Origin of the sequence: Paraburkholderia sp. GAS32 (genome assembly GCF_050434225.1) — a bacterium.
GTDB classification, from domain to species: domain Bacteria; phylum Pseudomonadota; class Gammaproteobacteria; order Burkholderiales; family Burkholderiaceae; genus Paraburkholderia; species Paraburkholderia madseniana.
On record NZ_JBNPVS010000004.1, the window covers coordinates 350312 to 368671 of the forward strand.

General features: G+C 61.2%; 16 protein-coding genes. 8 read left to right on the plus strand and 8 right to left on the minus strand.

Annotation, left to right across the window (positions count from 1 at the left end; all coding sequences use genetic code 11):
• Positions 1–14 precede the first annotated feature (14 nt).
• Positions 15–722 (minus strand): response regulator, encoded by a 708-nt coding sequence (locus P3T25_RS07435; RefSeq protein WP_266238644.1) that lies wholly within the window; start codon positions 720–722, stop codon positions 15–17.
• Complete coding sequence (locus tag P3T25_RS07440) at positions 719–2383, minus strand: ATP-binding protein (protein WP_429357799.1); 1665 nt, start codon at positions 2381–2383, stop codon at positions 719–721. Before P3T25_RS07440 ends, P3T25_RS07435 begins: the two co-directional genes overlap by 4 nt.
• Before the next feature lie 421 nt (positions 2384–2804).
• On the opposite strand from P3T25_RS07440, the gene P3T25_RS07445 reads away from it, so the two are divergent.
• The gene (locus P3T25_RS07445; RefSeq protein ID WP_372342699.1) at positions 2805–3002 is read left to right on the plus strand and encodes a DUF2866 domain-containing protein; all 198 of its coding nucleotides are present in this window, start codon (positions 2805–2807) and stop codon (positions 3000–3002) included.
• Between the two features lie 123 nt (positions 3003–3125).
• Positions 3126–3464 carry a hypothetical protein gene (locus tag P3T25_RS07450; RefSeq protein WP_429357800.1) on the plus strand — a complete coding sequence of 113 codons (339 nt, stop codon included), beginning with the start codon at positions 3126–3128 and terminating at the stop codon, positions 3462–3464.
• An 80-nt stretch (positions 3465–3544) separates the two neighbouring features.
• Here the strand turns inward: P3T25_RS07450 and P3T25_RS07455 are convergent, their stop codons facing one another.
• Together P3T25_RS07455 and bamA are read right to left on the minus strand one after the other, a co-directional pair.
• Positions 3545–4243 carry a winged helix-turn-helix domain-containing protein gene (locus tag P3T25_RS07455; protein WP_154562451.1) on the minus strand — a complete coding sequence of 233 codons (699 nt, stop codon included), beginning with the start codon at positions 4241–4243 and terminating at the stop codon, positions 3545–3547.
• A 356-nt stretch (positions 4244–4599) separates the two neighbouring features.
• A complete protein-coding gene (gene bamA / locus P3T25_RS07460; protein ID WP_429357801.1) occupies positions 4600–6909 on the minus strand; it encodes an outer membrane protein assembly factor BamA in 2310 nt (769 codons plus the stop codon).
• Positions 6910–7244: 335 nt separating this feature from the next.
• On the opposite strand from bamA, the gene P3T25_RS07465 reads away from it, so the two are divergent.
• From P3T25_RS07465 to P3T25_RS07475, 3 genes are all read left to right on the plus strand, one after another.
• The gene (locus P3T25_RS07465) at positions 7245–7424 is read left to right on the plus strand and encodes a hypothetical protein (protein ID WP_429357802.1); all 180 of its coding nucleotides are present in this window, start codon (positions 7245–7247) and stop codon (positions 7422–7424) included.
• A complete protein-coding gene (locus P3T25_RS07470; protein ID WP_429357803.1) occupies positions 7417–7818 on the plus strand; it encodes a hypothetical protein in 402 nt (133 codons plus the stop codon). The genes P3T25_RS07465 and P3T25_RS07470 overlap by 8 nt, the downstream gene beginning before the upstream one ends.
• 146 nt (positions 7819–7964) lie before the next feature.
• Positions 7965–10250 carry an LPS-assembly protein LptD gene (locus tag P3T25_RS07475; RefSeq protein WP_429357817.1) on the plus strand — a complete coding sequence of 762 codons (2286 nt, stop codon included), beginning with the start codon at positions 7965–7967 and terminating at the stop codon, positions 10248–10250.
• A gap of 12 nt (positions 10251–10262) precedes the next feature.
• Here the strand turns inward: P3T25_RS07475 and P3T25_RS07480 are convergent, their stop codons facing one another.
• The 4 genes from P3T25_RS07480 to P3T25_RS07495 form a co-directional block, all read right to left on the minus strand.
• Entirely contained in the window at positions 10263–10760 is a 498-nt protein-coding gene (locus P3T25_RS07480) for an Lrp/AsnC family transcriptional regulator (protein WP_120295970.1), read from the minus strand.
• 53 nt (positions 10761–10813) lie between these two features.
• A complete protein-coding gene (locus P3T25_RS07485) occupies positions 10814–12211 on the minus strand; it encodes an aspartate aminotransferase family protein (protein ID WP_429357804.1) in 1398 nt (465 codons plus the stop codon).
• Positions 12212–12408: 197 nt separating this feature from the next.
• Positions 12409–13335 carry a 2-hydroxyacid dehydrogenase gene (locus tag P3T25_RS07490; protein WP_429357805.1) on the minus strand — a complete coding sequence of 309 codons (927 nt, stop codon included), beginning with the start codon at positions 13333–13335 and terminating at the stop codon, positions 12409–12411.
• Between the two features lie 6 nt (positions 13336–13341).
• Entirely contained in the window at positions 13342–14235 is an 894-nt protein-coding gene (locus P3T25_RS07495) for a GNAT family N-acetyltransferase (protein ID WP_168435784.1), read from the minus strand.
• A gap of 278 nt (positions 14236–14513) precedes the next feature.
• Between P3T25_RS07495 and P3T25_RS07500 the strand changes: the two genes are divergently transcribed.
• From P3T25_RS07500 to P3T25_RS07510, 3 genes are all read left to right on the plus strand, one after another.
• Complete coding sequence (locus P3T25_RS07500; RefSeq protein ID WP_429357806.1) at positions 14514–16016, plus strand: aldehyde dehydrogenase family protein; 1503 nt, start codon at positions 14514–14516, stop codon at positions 16014–16016.
• 299 nt (positions 16017–16315) lie between these two features.
• Positions 16316–16984, plus strand: coding sequence for a haloacid dehalogenase type II (locus tag P3T25_RS07505; protein ID WP_154562435.1), 669 nt, complete (start codon positions 16316–16318; stop codon positions 16982–16984).
• 54 nt (positions 16985–17038) lie between these two features.
• Positions 17039–18313: an NAD(P)/FAD-dependent oxidoreductase gene (locus P3T25_RS07510; RefSeq protein WP_429357807.1), complete on the plus strand. Its 1275-nt coding sequence runs from the start codon at positions 17039–17041 to the stop codon at positions 18311–18313.
• The last annotated feature ends 47 nt before the right edge of the window (positions 18314–18360 follow it).

Here is an 18360-nt window from a genome sequence, read left to right on the forward strand (position 1 = left end):
TCCGATCATATCGATCAGATTTCCAGCCGGTAACCTACGCCGTACACGGACGCGATAGGTTCGCTGTCCGGCCGTGCGCCCTGCAGCTTGCGGCGCAGGTTCTTGATATGGCTGTCGATGGTGCGGTCGGTGACCACCCGGTGATCCGCGTAGAGATGGCTCAGCAGGTAGTCGCGGGAGAAAATGCGTCCCGGCGATTTCATCAGCAGCGCGAGGAGCCGCAATTCAAGCGGGGTGAGCTTGAGTTCCTTACCGTCGAGTAAGGCGTGATGAAACTGCTCGTCGACCTGGAGACCCTGTGAACCCGGTTGCCCCTGTGGCAATCCGTCCGCAGCCGCCGCGGCAGGCGTTGCGCGGCGCAGGATTGCCTTGACGCGCGCCACCACTTCGCGCGGACTGAACGGTTTGCAGACGTAGTCGTCGGCACCGATCTCGAGACCCAGCAGACGGTCGATTTCGTCGATGCGCGCGGTCAGGATAATGACGGGCAATGCCGAAAATTGCCGTAGCTCGCGGCAGATATCCATGCCGCTGCGCCCGGGCAGCATGAGGTCGAGCAGCATCAGCGCCGGCGGCGTTGAACGAATGAAGGGCATCACTTGATGACCATCGTCGAGGATCGTGGTGACAAAGCCCTCGAGCTGCAAATACGCTTCGAGCACGGCGGCGAGCTTGGGTTCATCCTCGACGATCAGGATGTGCGAAGGGCGCCCTTCGGTCATGTTGTCACGTCTCCTTCCGATGGAAAGCGGGCAGTGATCCAGACGCCGCCCAGAGGCGAGGCCTTGGCGCCGATCGTGCCGCCATGCGCCGTCACAATAGCGTGGCACAGCGAGAGGCCGAGGCCCGCACCGCCGTTCTGACGGCTGCGCGATTCGTCCACGCGATAGAAACGGTCGAACAGGTGCGCGAGCGCGGCATCGGACACGCCGGGCAGGGAGTCCTGCACGTCGAGTTGCCAACCGCTGGCGCTCTGCGAAAGCGACACGCGCACGTGGCCGTCCGGATCGGTATAACGCAACGAATTCTGCAACAGGTTTTTCAGCAGTTGTACGAAGCGCGCGGGATCGACCGCGAAAGCCGTGTCGGCAACGTCCGGCATGCAGGTCAGGTCGAGCTCGATCCGTTTCGCCTTGAACGACTCCCGCATGGCCTCGATCGACGCCCGCGCCAGTTGCCCGACATGGGTCGGCGTCTTGCGATAACTGAGTGCGCCGACATCGCTCAGCGAAAGCTCGTACAGATCTTCGATGAGCTTGTTGAGCATGTTCACTTCGGTTTGCAGCGAAGTGAGCGAATCGCGGTTGAACACATGCACGCCGTCTTCGATGGCTTCCAGCTCGCCGCGGAGCACGGCGAGCGGCGTGCGCAGTTCGTGTGAAATATCCGCAATGAAATCGCGCCGGGAGCGCTCGGTTTTTTGCAGCGAGTCGGCCAATACGTTGAAGTCGCCCGCAAGCCGGCCGAGTTCGTCGCGTCTGCCGGCCGGCACCCGGGCCGTGTAGTCCCCGCCGGCCAGGCGGTGGGTCGCATTCATCAAGCGCTTGACCGGTGCGAGCACGATGCGCGCAAGGACCAGCGCGACTAGCGCCGCGAGCACGATAGCCACGCCTGCGATCTCCCAGGTCGCGCGCTTCTGCTGTGCCTGGAATGCGATGTCGGCGGCGTCCGACAGGGTGTCGGGCCCATTCACGGCAAGCCAGCCCACCACCTTGCCGGCGTAGACGACGGGTCGCATCGTGCTGCCGGGTGGGGGTGGCTGGCCGGTGCTCGCCACGAGTTCATGGCGGGCGTCGTAGAGTGTGACGGGCGGCCCCTCGGGCGGCGTGTCACGGGTCATGCTGTCATGCGACGGGGGCGAGACGGGAGACGACGCCAATGGGGCTGAAGGAGGCGGCCGGTCATAGCGACTGTCGCCGCTCACGACACCGCTTGCCGATACACGGTCACGTTCCATTGCGATGTCTGGACCGGAAGGTGGCGCCGGTGGCAGGCGCATGCCCCAGTGCGGTCCCTCAGACGGGCCGGAAAGCGGCCCAAGCAGTTGCTGCACGCTGCCACTCCCGGGAAAGGTTCTCCAGCCTGGCAACTTGCCCATCTGCGCCGTGGCGAGTTCTTCGCGCAGGGCGTCGTGCGCGGCGCCGTCCAGCAGCGTGAGCCATGCTTCGGGATGCTCGCGCAGGAAATTCCAGTTGCCGTGAGCGGCGTATTCGCTCGTCACCTTCGCCATGACGGCTTTGATGCGCCCGGCGTTGCGTTCCCGAACGTAGTGCAGGAAGCCGTTTTCGAAGCTCACGCGCAAGGCGTAGCCCATCGTCAGGGAAATCGCGAGACAAGCGATTAAAACGGCGAGGAACATTTTCCAGGTAATGCCAAAGCGCATCTTCGTTCGCTGCTGCCGCGCGCGCGAGAGAAAGGTCCCTAAAGGGCGGCTTGGACGAATTCGGATAGTTTCACTTTGCATGTCTGAATTCTAGATGAATGCTACGTCAATCCACACTTACCGACGAATCTCCACAACTTCTCCATCCTTTCTTCGTTGTGTCTGCGTGTTGTCTGGATATGATGGTATGGCACTTTTACGATGGCCTGACAAAGAGGCCATGTCCGGTGATCAGATCCGTCAGTGGAGCAATCTCATGCAAGTCTCCTCACCTGTGAATCGCGCCGAGTCGCGCGGTTTCCGGCCCGGCCGAAAGACAGCAACTGCTGCCGCAACTCGCGGCGCGGCTGAAAACGGCGTTAGCGCACCACTCGCCACCGACGTCGTGAAGATACGCGGCTGCCGCGTGTCAGCACCGCTCATGCAGCCGTGGGGCGAGTGCTGCCGGATCGTGGAATGGATCAACCGCAACGGTGAATACTCTTGCGTTGCCGTGCGAGGCGCCGCGACCGCGGCCGAGATTCGGGAGCGCGTGCGGATGCATCGCAACGGTCAGCGCCACACTCTGGCAGACGACCCCGCTACGCCTGCGGGCCGCGGGCGTCTGCGGCGCGGTTGAGCGCTGCTGAACCTGGTTGCTGCATGTAGGTCGGGCCAGCGGAAAGGGATTGTAATTGAGCCAAAAAAACTTCGTTATCCTATGGCTGTCTGACTTTCAAGATCAACTCTGAACACTTCCCTTATGCGCATCCTCATCGTCGTCCTGGTCGTGGCATCGATCTGCTGCCCTCCGATTCGCCATGGTTTGCGCCGGGAGAGCATCAATGCTTTCGCACTTGGAAATCACAGCGTTTCTGCCGGCGTTGTCGATGATCTGAACGGGTGCGCGTCGCGGGCACACTATGCCTCGGGATTCAGGCCAATCGTTTCGGCGGATTTCAACTACGGGTTCGGTGGCCTGCTGGCGGCGACCAGTGACCTGTATTCCGACTATGTCGGCTATATCGACATCATTGACGTGATCGACGCCGCGATGACGTTGCCCATCATGCAGCTAGCGTTAGAAGAAGTTCAAAAGTAACGCGGTATGGCGGCAAGCACGCAACGTGTCGTGCGATGCCGTTCGCTTTTGCCCGCCTCAAGCAAGGGTTGTTATTCGAGCTATTCGAGCGACGGTACGAACATATAGCCTCGTCCGCGCAGGGTCTGAATGAACCTGGGATTGGCCGGATCTGCCTCTATCACGCCGCGCAAGCGGCAGACCGCAACATCCAGACTGGCCTTCTGGCTCTCCGCTCTTCCTAGCTGGCTGTTGACCATCGAACGCGTCAAGATTCGCATCGGATTGCTTGCGAACAGCTTGAGCAACGCAAACTGGCCTGAGCGCAGCGAGATTTCGGAGCCGTCCTTGAGCAGGCGCCGCGTAGCGAAGTCTATCTGGTAACTGCCGAACAACACCTTCTCACGAATTTCCGGCGCGTCGCAAAGCGATCGGTTGCAGCGTTGCACGGCGCGTTTGATTCTGGCGGTCAATTCGTATGGATCGATTGGGTCGACGATATAGTCGTCCGCACCCAATTCGAAGGCGACGATTTTGTCGACGATCTCATCAGAGGTGCTTTGTACGAAGATGGGCATGTCGTAGCCCGCGAGCCGCAGTTGCCGGAGCGCCTCACGCGCCTCGCTCATCGGCGACTCGGCGCGCAACAGAATCGCTGACGGACACTCCAGTTCCACCCGGCTGACAAGCTGAGCCGCGCTATACAGCACGGAGAGTGCGATCTGGTTCTTGTGAAGGTGAAAGCGCAACTGATCCCGGACGGATTGATCGGGTTCGACTACAAGAAGGCTGATCGTCATAAATCTGCGTTACCTCCCAACCGGAATCGACGGTTGCAGCCCGTGCGATGTTCACATTCAGCCAATTCAACCATCTGCTGCTTTGGAGCGACCTATCGAACTCAGAAAGCGGACCGGACAGGGTCGCGCTGATGATGAGCGAATGATAGATATCAATGTCGCAGCAACAATGGTGAAATTGAGGAGACTTTGTGAAATTGGAGCAGGAGGACGCAGATGATGTGCTTTGAACGGGCCCCGAACTGATTCATACCGGTTGGGCGCATGGGCGCGGCTGAAAGCGTGAGGGAATGATGCAGGTGACGCTCGCGGTCCTCATGCCATGACCGCGGGCGTTGAAAAGCAGAACGACGTGATCAGAACGATGTGCCGATCTGAAACTGGAATACCTGGTACTTGTCGGTGGAGTGTTTGATTAGCGGGAAACCGACGGACAGCTTGAGTGGGCCGATCGGTGAAATCCACTCAAGACCCGCGCCGTAGCTGTACCGCAAGCCGTTGGCGCCGGTGCTGTTGCCTTCGTCGCCCCAGACGTTGCCCGCATCCATGAAGGTGAAGACGCGCAGCGTGCGGTCCCAGCCGGTGCCCGGCAGCGGGAAGGTCATCTCGACGTTGGCCACGACCATGCGCGAGCCGCCGATCGGGTCGCCGGTCGTCTTGTCGGTCGGGCCGAGTGAGCCCGCGTCGTAGCCGCGTACCGAGCCGATACCACCCGCGTAGTAATTCTTGAAGATCGGATAGGCTTTTCCGGCAAAGCCGTTGCCGTAGCCGCCTTGAAGATTCAAGCCGAGAATGAAACCGCGTGCGAACGAATAGTAATACTGCGCCTGAACGTCCGCCTTGTAGTACTCGGTGTTGCCAAGTGGGGTGCCCACTTCGCCATTGGCTTGAAAGAAATAGCCCCGGCTAGGCACCAATGCACTGTCGCGATTGTCCCGGGCCCAACCCACCGTGAGCGGCACGTTGTTCACCACGCTGCCGAATTCGGCTACGTAGTCCTTGTAGCTCTGAGGTGTCGACGAATCAATGGACAGCCGGTTCTGTTCGAGACCGGCGCCGAAGTAAACGGTGTCGGCTTCGGAGAACGGAATGCCGAATTTCAGGTCCGCGCCCACGGTGATGATCCGGAAACTCGTGTCGGTATAGTTGTAAAGGGGATAGGAGGTTCGGTAGTAGACGTCGGTGATCCGCTTGATGCCGTCCACCGTGAAGTACGGATCGGTTTGCGTCAGGGTCAGGGTGCGGTAGGTCTTCGCGGTGTTCACGTTGAGGGCGAGGCTGGTGCCGGAACCGAACACGTTGTCCTGCGAAATCCCGGCCGACAACACCACCTTGTCCGTGGACGAGTAGCCCGCGCCCAAGGTAATCGCGCCGGTGGGCTTTTCGCTCACCTTGACGTCCACATCGACCTGGTCCGGCGAGCCTTCCACCGGCACTGTGGTCACGTCGACATCGGTGAAATAGCCGAGACGGTTGACCCGGTCTTTCGACAGCGCGAGGCGGTTCGAATCGAACCACGAGCTTTCAAGCTGACGCATTTCACGGCGCACCACTTCATCACGCGTGCGTGAGTTGCCGACCACGTTGATGTGACGCACGTACACACGGCGGCTTGGGTCCACTTGCAGCGTCAGGTCGACCTTGTGGTGTTCCTGATCGATCTGCGGCTGCGCGTTGACGGTGGCAAACGCGTAGCCGTATTCGCCGAGTTTGTCGACGATCGCCTTGGTGGTTGCCTGCAATTTTTCAGCGTTGAAACGCTCGCCAGGTTTGATATTGACCAGTTTCGCCAACTCGGGTTCGCGATCGAGCAGATTGCCCGCGAGCTTGATCGACGAAATCGTGTACGGCTCGCCTTCGTGCAGCGTGACCGTGAGGTACATCTCCTTCTTGTCCGGCGTAAGCGATACCTGGGTCGACTCGAAGCTGAACTCCAGATAGCCGCGGTTCAGGTAGTACGAGCGGATGCGCTCCAGGTCCCCGGTCAGCTTGTCTTTCGCGTACAGGTCGTTCTTCGTGTACCACGAGAACCAGTTCGGCGTGGACATCTGCATTTCGTCGCGTAACGTGTCCGTGCTGAAAACGCTGTTGCCGATGAAGTTGATCTGGCGGATCTTCGCGCTCGGACCTTCTGCGACTGAGAACAGTATCGCGACCCGGTTGCGATCGATCGGCGTGATCGTGGTGGTGACTTCGGCGGCATAGTAGCCACGCGTCAGGTACTGGCGTTTCAACTCCTGCTCGGCTTTGTCGACTAGCGCCTTGTCGTAGTAGCGGCCGTGCGAAAGCCCAACCGCATTGAGTGCCTTGGTCAGGTTTTCCTTGTCGAACTCGTGAATGCCGGCGAAGTCGATCGTGCCGACCGCGGGGCGCTCCTGAACGTGAACGATGACGACATTGCCGTCCGTCGAGATATTGACGTCGTTGAAGAAGCCCGTGGCGTACAGCGCGCGAATCGATTCCGAAGCCTTATCGTCGTTAAACGTGGCGCCCTGCTTGATGGGCAGGTAGGCAAACACGGTACCGGGTTCGACGCGCTTCAGTCCCTCGATCCGGATGTCCTGTACTACGAACGGCTGCGCTGCGTGGGCAGACCCGCTTGTCAGCGCGACGCCGACGAGCGAGAGTGCACCGGCTATACGGTTCGTTAAAACTTGAAGTTTCATCTTGGGTTTTCAGTCCTGATGCAGCGCGCGGAGCGCAGACGGGAGCGCTCGAAAGCAAGCGACGCATTCGAAACGACGTTCCATGACTCTGGAAAGCGCGAAGTATAGGGACGCGTTTTCTGCCGATCGTTACTGAAAACTTTCCAACCATTCAGGCCGCCAAGGTGCGCATCGAGCGCCCGCGCAGGCGGACGCCGATTGGAGCGCGAGTGTCGAAATAATGCGTTACAGACTCAAAAGAAGCGTAGTCCGCGCGTAACCTGGCGGCGACTTTGCACCGCTATCGTCAAATTGTCGATTCCGCTACCTGCGTAACGCGATCTGGAGAAGTGGTCATGATTGAATTTCTTTCACCGGCGGTTCTTGCGGCTGTCTTGCGCGTCAGTTCCTCACCGATCTTTTCAGTCCGTCTGGCAATGGCGTCGATGCGCACGCTTCGCGCTGCGCCCGGCAACTCGGTGAGCGGTGCAGAAGGCCGCTCCGAGCTTGTGCAGGAGGGCACACGTCATGTCTGATCCGTCGACGTTCATGCTGAATTCGATCACCGATATGCAGTTGACAGCGGACGGTCAATATCTGCTGATTCACGGCAATCAACCCACGGCGGCGCTGCACCGTTCGGTGCTCAACGATCTGCTGGTGGCGCTGCCTAACGCAATAGAGCACGCCGACCGCGTGATTCATAACAATCAGGAGATGGGCTTCGCGCTGCACTGCCAGGGTTGGGAAGTCGGCCGACTGAACGGCATGGAAATGGTCGTGATCCGGTTCCGTCTATCCGGCAGCGCGGGGCTGTCGTTTTCGTTGCCTGCGGAGCAGATTCCGTATCTGCTTCAGGCGCTCGGCGGCGTTGCGAGCGGGGCAGGCGCAGCAGCGGACCCCCGCTCTAACGACGTCACACTCCAATAGCACCGTGTGCATTCGCCGCTGTTCATCCTGACGCAAGTCAGGGCTTCCGTTCGCCTTGATGCGTCTGTCATCCTTTCCGATCCTTATCTGTTTTGATACTACGCGGTGTATTTCGACGCCTACGCTTAAGGCCTCTCGTTTCTTTCATACTGGGTACGGCTGGATGCGTGCCCCTCGCCGGATATGCTCAATTAGTCGGTGCGTCTGCGATTCCGGAACCGCTCGACGGTGTCTGGGGTCTGCGGCTCGATCCGCAACTGACCGAGCAACCCCTGCGGCCGGGCGACAAGTCCGTTACTTCGGCCATCGCCGATTCGGTAACCGCCACCACCGCCACGGACGTTTCGCTGAAGGGTCACGCGCAACTGCGGCGTTACGCGTCGATCGTTAAAGGCGATGCACTGCACTACGACGTCGATACCGACAAGGCCGACGCTTATGGACAGGTGCGACTGGTCGACAACGGCAATGTGTTCGATGGCCCGGAGGCGCATTTCTACGTCGAAGCGAATGAAGGCTACATCAGCGTGCCGAAGTACCGGTTTCATCTGACGGGAGGGTGGGGTAGCGCTCAACGCGTGGATCTGGTCGATAACGAGCGCACGGTCGTTCATCACGGTACGTACAGCACCTGCCAATGCGAGTCGGACCCCGCGTGGTATCTGAAGGCCTCCGAATTCGACATCGACAGCGGCAACGACGAGGGGATCGCGCACAACGGTGTGCTGTTTTTTCAGGGCGTGCCGCTGCTGGCAAGCCCATGGCTATCGTTTCCGTTGTCCGGCGCGCGGCGCAGCGGCTTCCTGCCGCCGACGTTCTCGATCAGTTCGACCAACGGCGTCGACGTCGCGTTGCCGTACTACTTCAACCTCGCACCGAACTACGATCTAACCCTCACGCCTCGCATCATGTCGAAGCGAGGCGAGATGTTGACGGCGGACTACCGCTATCTGCAGCCGAACGATTCGGGGACGATCTCGGTCGCGTGGCTGCCACACGACGCGATCACCAACACCGATCGTTACTCGATCGCGCTGAATCAGAACTCGAACCTCGGCTCGGGCTTTGGCGCCTACGTCAACTACAGCCGGGTGTCGGACTCGACGGTGGTGACCGATCTTGCGTCGGGTGTCGCGTTTCCGACGGGTTCCACCACGCTGTATCAGCAGGAAGCGGGTTTGACTTACTCAAACGGGCCGTGGAGTGTGCTGGTTCGCGAGCAACGTTGGCAGGCTTTTACAAGCGACTCGACCTATAACCGCGAACCGCAGGTCAACGTTCATTACGCACGCTATAACGTGGGGGGATTCGACTTCGGCGCCGAAGCGGATGCGACGCGCTTCACGATTTCGTCGGCCGATGCGACGCAAGGCAGCCGCTTCGTTTTCAACCCGTACGTCAGCTATCCGATCGAGCGTCCTGGCTGGTTCATCACGCCGAAGCTCGCATGGCATTTCGCCGCGTATGACCTGACGACGATCGGATCGGATGCGCCTGCCGGGCAGCCCAAGACGTTCGACGTCAACGTGCCGACCTTCACCCTCGATTCGGGCATGCGCTTCGAGCGAAGCGTGCGGCTCTTCGGGCAGTCGTACATCCAGACGCTCGAACCGCGGCTGTTCTATGTGTACACGCCTTACCGCAACCAGGCATTCGCGCCGCTGTTCGATACGGCGACGGCCGATTTCGGGCTGGCGGAACTGTTCATGCCCAACAGCTTCGTCGGCAATGACCGGGTGTCCGATGCTAACCGCCTCACGGCGGCGCTGACGACGCGTTTCATCGATGCTTCGAGCGGTGACGAACGATCCCGTTTCGTCCTTGCAGAGCAATACGACTTTCGTACGCCACGCGTGACGCTCAACACAGACGATGCAATTGGCACCGTTGCGCGCACGAGTGTGATTGTCGGCGCGTCGTACAAGCTGGGGGCGGGTTTTTCAGCGGAACAGGCCGTGGAGTACAGCCAGGCCAACCACTATCTGACGAATGCGGAAGCCGGCTTTGGCTGGTCACCGGCTTCACGGCAGGTGTTGAATGTCGCGTATCGCTATACACGCGCCAACAGCACGCTCGATTATCAACCGGTGAATCAGTTCATCGTGTCCGAGCAATGGCCGTTATTGCACAACGTTGTGAGCGTGGCGCGTGTCAATTACGACATGAGCACCCATCGGCTGATCGCGGGCTTGCTGGGACTTCAATACGACGCGGATTGCTGGTCGCTCGGCGTGGCGTTCGAGAAATACACCAACGCCACCAGCTCGACCACGTCGCCGAGCACCGGCACGCGCGTGTTGATGCAACTTCAGCTCAAAGGCTTTTCGCAGGTCGATAACGGTCTGCTCAATCAGTTTCGCGCGAATGTGCCGGGCTATACACCGGCGACAACGGAAAGCGAACCGACATCCCGGTTTAGCGATTATCCGTAGCGGGCTGCTGGACTAGTTGTGATTCTGCGAGAACAGCGTTTCGAGCGGATAGTGACTCTTCACGAACGGCGACTTGATGATCACGTAGCTGAAGTACTTCTCGATGCCGATATCGCGTTCCAGCAGACCCTCGACGATGCTCTGATAATGGCTCACGCTGCGCGTGACGAACTTCAGCAGGTAATCGTAGCCGCCGCTCGCCAGATGGCACTCCACGATTTCGTCGACGTCTTTGATCGCATTCACGAACTTGATGAAGTCTTCCCGCCGATGATCGGCGAGCGTGACTTCGGTAAACACGATCTGCACGTCGCCGAGCTTTTCGAGCTGGATCTGCGCGCCGTACCCGATGATGTAGCCGGCCTTCTCCAGACGCTTGACGCGGATCAGGCAAGGACTGGGCGAAAGGCCGACCGCGTCGGCAAGCTCGACGTTGGTTATGCGGCCTTTCTTCTGCAACTGGGAAAGTATGCGCAGGTCAATCCGGTCTAGCTTGCTGTCGCTGCTCATCGTAACGTTATCGCTCCGGCGATGGGTGAAAGGGTCTCGAAGGACCCTCTACTCTAGCATGCAGTGGCATGAATTTTGACCTTCAGCGCGGCCCGGACATCGGCTTCTCCGAGAACGTCATCGAGGGTTTTTTCAAGGCGCTCGAACATCAGATCGAACTCGGCCTCGGTGTACGACAGCGCCGGCGCGAAGCCGAGAATATTGTCGCCGAACGCGCGGAAAATCAGGCGGTTTTCATACGCCGCCGCGGCGATCCGTTCGGACAGTTTCAGCGCAGGATCGAAACCTGCCTTGCTGTCCTTGTCCGATACCAGTTCGAGTGCGCCGAGCAGGCCACGATGGCGCGAGTCGCCCACCAGCGGATGCGCGAGCAGCGCGTCGAGGCCGCGGGCGAAACGCGGGCCACGTGCCACGCCGTTCGCAAGCAGGCCGCCATCGTGATAGAGGCGCAGCACTTCGAGACCGATCGCCGCGCTGACCGGATGCGCCGAATACGTATGGCCGTGGCCGACGATCGCTTCGGCGTCGCCATCGGCGATACCTTGATAGATTTCGTCAGACATCAGCACGGCGCCCATTGGCGCATAGCCGGAGGTCAAACCCTTTGCCACCGTCATCAGGTCCGGTTCGACGTTTTCGCCCTGGCATGCGAACAGCGGACCCGTGCGGCCAAAACCGGTGATGACTTCATCGGCGACGAACAGGATGCCGAGCTTACGGCAGCTTTCGCGCATCGCTTTCAACCAGCCGACCGGCGGCACGATTACGCCGCCCGAGCCCTGGATCGGTTCGCAGAAGAAGGCTGCGACGTTGTCCGCGCCGAGTTCGGCTACCTTGGCTTCGAGCGCGGCCACCGAGGCGGCGATCAACGCGGCGTCGTCGGCGAAATCGTTGCGGTACGCGTACGGCGACGGCAGATGATGCTGGTTCGGCAGCGGCAGATCGAAATTGCGATGGAACGCAGGCAAGGCGGTCAGCCCCGCGCCCATCGTCGACGAGCCGTGGTAGCCGCGTTGCAGCGCGATGATGTGTTTCTTCGACGGCCGCCCGGTTGCGTTGAAGTAGTGCGTGATGAAACGGATGGCCGAATCCACTGCATCGGAACCGCCGAGCGTGAAGTACACGTGTTGCAGCGAAGCGGGCGACACCTCCACCAGCTTTTGCGCCAATTCGATCGCCGGAGCCGAGCCGAAATGGAAATAGCTGGTCGCGTAGGGCAGTTTCTTCATCTGCTCGGTGGCGACGTCGACAATGCTTTGCTGGCCATAGCCCACATTCACGCACCACAGGCCGGAGAAGGCGTCGAGTAGTTCGTTGCCGGCCGCGTCGCGCAGGAACGCGCCGCTGGCCGACTCGAGGACGGTGACGCCGCGGGCTTCGTGCGCGCGGTAGTTGATGACCGGGTGAATCAGATGCTTGCGGTCGGCTTCGATGAGCGAATGAATCGGCATGATGGTTTCTCGTCGCGGGGAAGGGCTGTTGACCGTCCCATACTACTGACCCACGACGATCGCCCGCTCACCTAAACAATTGTCTGAAAAGCGCATCCGACGCGTTTTGATGTGCGGCCTCAGCATTTTCTGCTGCGGACGCTGAAAAGCCGCGCCGGGTGGGGGTTCCATTCAGCGCTGCGCTCAGTGTCCCAGAGTCAGTATCCCTGAGTCCGGTCAACCTGACCGAGCATCGGCAGGCCTTCGCGATGACGGCGCAGATTCTCGAGCACCACGTCGACGGCGCTCTCGGGCCGCGTCGAGCTGGCGATATGGGGCGTGATACGCACACGTGGATGCGTCCACAACGGATGACCGGCGGGCAGCGGCTCGGGATCGGTGACGTCGAGAATGGCGTTGTGCAACTGGCCGCTGTCCAACGCTGCCAGCAGATCGGGTTGATTCAGATGCGGACCGCGCCCCGTTTGAATCAGCGACGCGCCGCGCGGAAGCTTAGCGAACAATTCGGCATTGAGCAGGCCGCGTGTGGCGGGGGTGAGCGGCAACAGGCAGATCAGAATATCGGTGCGGGCGAGAAACTTGTCCAAGGCGCCTTCGCCTGCATAGCAATCGACGCCCTCGATCTCACGCGGCGAACGGCTCCAACCCGCACAGGCGAAGCCGAACAGCCGCAGCTTTTCCAGCACCGCCGTGCCCAGCACGCCGAGCCCCAGCACGCCAATGCGGCGAGCGCTGGCCGGCTGGGCGGGCAGTTCACGCCAGACCTGCTGGTGTTGCTGAAGGCCATAGTCGATCAGATCGCGATGGATCGTCAGCACGGCTTGCGTGACGTACTCGACCATCCCTTCAATAATGCCCGGCTCGATCATCCGCACCACCGGTATATGTGCCGGCACGCCTGACAGGTCGAACTGGTCGATGCCCGCGCCGACCGAGAACACGATTTCGAGGTTGGGGAAGGTGCGGGTGGGATCTTCCGGCGGTTGCCAGGCGGCGAGGTAGCGGACCGCAGCCGGGTCGCCGAGATCGGGCCAGACGTGGAACGGCAGGTCCGGTGCTTTCTGCGCGAAGAGTTTGGCCCATTGCGCGCCACGCGCCGGGTCGGCTTTGTAAAGGAATGCCATGGTGGATCAGCAGATTGCCTGGTTGATGATGCCGTATTGCAGATAGGGCGCGTCCTTGCCGGCGCTGGTGCTGGTGTTGCCCGCGCTCGCAAGATCAGCCGGCGTGGCGTGTCGAACCATTTTGACGACCGTATCTACCCGCGGCAGCCCCAACTGTTCCAGCCATTCGGTTAGCCCGCTTTCACCCGGCGTATCGATGCGCACGAACACACCTTCGTTAAGCGCGAGCCAGTGGCTGATCAACGCTTTGGCGCGGCTCGAATCTTCCGACTCGGGTGCGACCACCGGTCCGATCGCAAAGCCCCGTCCAAAGCGGCGAAACAGGGCGAAGCCGACCAGTTCACCGTCGCGATCGAGGGCAATGCCGTCGGCGGCGCTCAACAGTGCGGGCAAGACTTCTCCGCGATCCAGACCGCTTGCCTGCGAGGCCAGTTCGACCAGTCGTGCCGTATCGCTTGAACCGAGCGGGCGCAGACGTTCCCCCGGCGGCAATGAAACGAGGGGCGGCTGAAATGCGGCGCCCTGATGCTGGTCGAGCGTGCCGATCGCGCGAAAGCCGAGCTTTTCATACAAAGGCTGCCCCGCCGTGGTGGCGTGCAGCAACGTGACCCGGCCGCCGAGTTCTTCCAGCACCAGATCCATCAGCTTCCTGCCGATGCCGCGCCCTTGCTGCTCGGGGGAGACGATCACCATCCCGAGTGAGGCCCGGTCGGCGCCGTATTTCCAGCACAACGCCGTGCCGATCACGCCACTCGCATCTTCCGCGACGAAACCCACGCCGAGTTGCGCCACGAATCTCCAGTCGTCCGGGCGATGCGGCCATTTGAGCTCGACCGTCAGCGCATGCGCGGCGGCGATGTCCTCGTGGGTAAAGCGTCTGTAGGTAATCGAATCGGACACGCCGTACTCCCTGGATGGCTGAAGGCTTACGCCGTCACTTTGTCATTCGGTGCGCGGTGTGACTAGGACGATCTTTTTATCCGGGCCGCTTGCAAGGGCCGCATCGTAAATCGATGCAAAACGCCACGTTTCATCGCGCATTACAAGCGTGTTCTGCTGCATGGGGATTTTTGTCGGCGATATATGCCGCGCCTGTGGCTCTACGATTTTGCCATGGCGGCGGCGCGGTCGAGACGCACCGCCCGGGACCCACAGCAGTCACACAGGAAACCTTTCTCATGGACAGCTTCAATCCGGATGACGTCGCGATTCGCAGCGGGCATTTCATCGGCGGTGAGTATGTCGACGAGAACGAGCGCGGCGGTGAGCGCCGCATCGAGGTGGCGCGCCCCTCGGACGGGGTGATCTATGCCTCTGTGCCGCTCGCCGGCGCCGGGATGGTGGACCGCGCGGTGGAGAACGCGTGGCAGGCTTTCAGAACGAGCGGCTGGGCGCGCATGGCGCCGCGTGAGCGCGCGAAGATCCTGCGCCGTTTCGCCGAGCTGGTCGAGGCCGATGCGCCGTTCCTGGGCCGTCTGGAGGCGCTCGGTTCGACGCGTCCGATTGCTCAGGCAATCGGCTGGGACGTGCCGTTCACTGCCGAGGGCATCCGCTTCTACGCCGAGTTCGCCGACAAGGTGGGTGGCGATGTGGCAGCAACCGATCATGACCACCTCGGCATGACCATCGCCGAGCCGTACGGCGTGATCGGGGCAATCGCGCCATGGAATTTCCCGCTGGTGATGGCGTCGTGGAAGATCGCGCCCGCACTGGCGGCGGGCAACGCCGTCGTGTTGAAGCCCTCGGAGATGACGCCGTTTTCGGTGTTGCGGCTTGCCGAGCTGGCCGTGCAGGCGGGTGTGCCGGCCGGCATCTTCAACGTGATCCAGGGCGATGGCCGTGTCACCGGCGATGAACTGGTGCGCCATCCGAAGATCAGCAAGGTCACCTTCACCGGTTCCACGCGTACCGGCGCCGCGATCATGGCGGCCTGCGCCAATAGCGGCACCAAGCCGGTCACGCTCGAACTGGGCGGCAAGAGTCCGCAAATCGTGTTCGCCGACGCCCCGCGTCTCGACGACGTAGCGCGCCGGATCGCCGGCGCTATTACCGGCAATGCCGGCCAGGTGTGTGTGGCGGGTTCGCGGCTGCTGGTCGAGCGAAGCCTGGCGGAGCCGCTCGCCGAGCGTATCGGCAGGGTCTTCGCCGAGTTGAAGCCTGGTGCGACGTGGGCAGCGGGCACCACGTTGTCGCCGATCATCTCCGCGCCACAGGCGGCGCGCATCGAAGGGATCGTCGGACGCACGCTGGATGCGGGGGCGACGCTACGCTTTGGCGGCGTGCGGGCCGACGGCGGGGCGGCGGGTGCATCGAGCGGCGCATTCTATACACCCACCTTGCTCACGAACGTCACGGCCCACTCCGAAGCCGTGCGCGAAGAAGTGTTCGGCCCCGTGCTGACACTGCAAACCTTCGACACCGAAGAAGAAGCGCTCGCGCTCGCCCAGCATCCTGAGTACGGCCTCGCAGCAGGCGTGCACACCGCCAACCTCGGCCGGGCGCTGCGCTTCGTACGCGGCCTCGAAGCGGGGACGGTCTGGGTCAACCGCTACGGCCGCACCTCCGACTTCATGATCCCCACCGGCGGCTACAAGCGTTCAGGCATCGGCAAGGACCTTGGCCGCCAGGCTTACGAGGCAAACCTGCGCTTCAAGAGCGTGTTGATCGACTTGCGTGCTTGATGTCAGCAAGGACTCGTAAGCGGAAACCCGTACGCGGTTCCACGGGTTCGGGTTTCATCGGCCGGTACAACGAACCGGCCAGCACCGAATCCCGCAAAACCAATACGGACGGGGCTTTCAGCCCGTCCACCGCAGACTGTGCTGCGCAACGGCCTCAAAACGCATGGTTTGTGTCATCAGCAGCGCCCTAATCAGGGACATCTATGTTTTTGCGCTGATTAAATCTTTAACAGGAATGAGCTTTATCTGTTTTCGTCACTGAACTCAATGTGGGTTCACCACCACGATAGGACTGCACCATGATCGAATTCGAACCGAAGTACATCACCTTCGACTGCTACGGCACGCTGACCAAATTTCGCATGGCGGACATGACCCGCGAAATGTTCGGCCACGTGCTGCAAGGCGACGACCTGGAGAAGCTCGTTACGTTCTACTCCGGCTATCGTCGTGACGAAGTGCTCGGTGCATGGAAGCCGTATCGCGACGTGGTCGTCAATGCGTTGCGCCGCGCCTGCAAGCGCATGAATGTCGAGTTCAATGAAGTCGAAGCCGAGAAGATCTACACGGCGGTGCCGACCTGGGGTCCGCATCCGGACGTACCGGAAGGCCTTTCGCGTCTGGCGAAGAAGTACAAGCTGGTGATTCTGTCGAACGCGTCGAACAACCAGATCCAGAGCAACGTCGACAAGCTCGGCGCGCCGTTCCACGCAGTCTTCACTGCCGAGCAGGCGCAGTCGTACAAGCCGCGCATGCAAGGCTTCGAATACATGTTCGACCAGTTGAACTGCAATCCGGAAGACGTGCTGCACGTGTCGTCGAGCCTGCGCTACGACCTGATGACAGTGCATGACATGGGAGTCAAACACAAGGCCTTCGTCAAGCGCGGCCACGAACCGTCGACGCCGTACTACCAGTACTACGAAGTCAACGACATTCCGCATCTGGCCGCGGAACTCGGCCTGTAAGCGACGTTTGCACATTTACCGCCTCGCTCATTGCCCATCTCAAGGACAGACCGGATGAAGCTCGATTCCTATTGGCTCGACACCGCACCGCCGCTCGTTTCGGCGTGTGAAGGTCCGGTCGAGGGCCAGGCCGATGTCGTCGTGATCGGTGGCGGCTTCACCGGGCTGTCGGCGGCGCAGGCCTTGGGCAAGCGCGGCGCTTCGGTGACGGTGCTCGACGCGGGGCGAATCGGCGGCGGCGCGTCCGGGCGCAACGGCGGGCAGGTCAATACCGGCGTCGCACAGGACTTCGTCGCGCTGGTCGCGCAACTCGGTGTGGAGCGGGCGAGCGCCTGCTACCGCGCGTTTTCGGATGCGGTCGATACGGTCGAGCGTCTGATTCGCGAGGAAGACATCGATTGCAATTACAGCGCGACCGGCAAGCTGAAACTGGCGTCGAAACCGCATCACCTGGCGCATCTGGAGAAGACGGCGGAGTTGATCCGGCGCGAAGTCGATACGGATATCGAATTAATCGGACGTGAGCGGATTCGCAGCGAGATCCAGTCGGACAGTTTTTACGGCGGACTGCTGCAACGGCACGGCGGCCAGATGCATATGGGCAAGTTCACGGTCGGACTCGCCGATGCCGCGGTTCGTCGCGGCTCGAAGCTGTATGAAAACGCGGCGGTCACCGCGATCGCGAAGGACGGTGTCGGCTTCAAGGTCACCACCGCACGCGGTGAAGTGCGCGCGAAACAGGTGCTGATTGCCACCGGCCCGTCGCGGCATGGGCCGTTCGGCTGGTATCGGCGGCGGCTTGCGCCGGTCGGTTCGTTCATCGTCGTGACGGAACCGCTGTCGCCGGAATTGCTGGCACAGGTGTTTCCGAACCGGCGCGCGTACACCACCACGCGGCTGATGCACAACTACTTCCGCGTGACGCCCGATTCACGTTTGCTGTTTGGTGGCCGTGCCCGCTTCACGGCGTCCGAGCGGCCTTCCGATGCAAAGAGCGGCAGGATTCTGCAGCAAGGTCTCGCCGCGATGTTTCCGATGCTGGCCAACGCTCGCATCGACTATTGCTGGGGCGGCCTTGTGGACATGACCGCGGACCGCCTGCCGCATGCCGGGCAGCACGACGGCATCTATTTTTCGCTGGGTTACAGCGGCCACGGCACGCAGATGTCGACGCACATGGGCCAGGTGATGGCCGACGTGATGGATGGCCACGAAGAGCGCAATCCGTGGCGTGAGTCCGAGTGGCCCGCGATTCCAGGCCACACCGGCAAACCCTGGTTCCTGCCGCTGGTGGGGACGTACTACCGCATCAAAGACATTTTCTATTGATTCTTCACTGTTGTATTTGCCACTAGAAACCACGCTGCTATCCCTGT

Bases quoted from the DNA above. Each gene is read 5' to 3' on its own strand.
- P3T25_RS07500 (WP_429357806.1), top strand. From the start codon at position 14,514: ATGGACAGCTTCAATCCGGATGACGTCGCGATTCGCAGCGGGCATTTC.
- P3T25_RS07440 (WP_429357799.1), bottom strand. From the start codon at position 2,383: ATGCGCTTTGGCATTACCTGGAAAATGTTCCTCGCCGTTTTAATCGCT.
- P3T25_RS07505 (WP_154562435.1), top strand. From the start codon at position 16,316: ATGATCGAATTCGAACCGAAGTACATCACCTTCGACTGCTACGGCACG.
- P3T25_RS07455 (WP_154562451.1), bottom strand. From the start codon at position 4,243: ATGACGATCAGCCTTCTTGTAGTCGAACCCGATCAATCCGTCCGGGAT.
- P3T25_RS07510 (WP_429357807.1), top strand. From the start codon at position 17,039: ATGAAGCTCGATTCCTATTGGCTCGACACCGCACCGCCGCTCGTTTCG.
- P3T25_RS07445 (WP_372342699.1), top strand. From the start codon at position 2,805: ATGCAGCCGTGGGGCGAGTGCTGCCGGATCGTGGAATGGATCAACCGC.
- P3T25_RS07470 (WP_429357803.1), top strand. From the start codon at position 7,417: ATGTCTGATCCGTCGACGTTCATGCTGAATTCGATCACCGATATGCAG.
- bamA (WP_429357801.1), bottom strand. From the start codon at position 6,909: ATGAAACTTCAAGTTTTAACGAACCGTATAGCCGGTGCACTCTCGCTC.
- P3T25_RS07435 (WP_266238644.1), bottom strand. From the start codon at position 722: ATGACCGAAGGGCGCCCTTCGCACATCCTGATCGTCGAGGATGAACCC.
- P3T25_RS07450 (WP_429357800.1), top strand. From the start codon at position 3,126: ATGCGCATCCTCATCGTCGTCCTGGTCGTGGCATCGATCTGCTGCCCT.
- P3T25_RS07490 (WP_429357805.1), bottom strand. From the start codon at position 13,335: ATGGCATTCCTTTACAAAGCCGACCCGGCGCGTGGCGCGCAATGGGCC.
- P3T25_RS07480 (WP_120295970.1), bottom strand. From the start codon at position 10,760: ATGAGCAGCGACAGCAAGCTAGACCGGATTGACCTGCGCATACTTTCC.
- P3T25_RS07465 (WP_429357802.1), top strand. From the start codon at position 7,245: ATGATTGAATTTCTTTCACCGGCGGTTCTTGCGGCTGTCTTGCGCGTC.
- P3T25_RS07485 (WP_429357804.1), bottom strand. From the start codon at position 12,211: ATGCCGATTCATTCGCTCATCGAAGCCGACCGCAAGCATCTGATTCAC.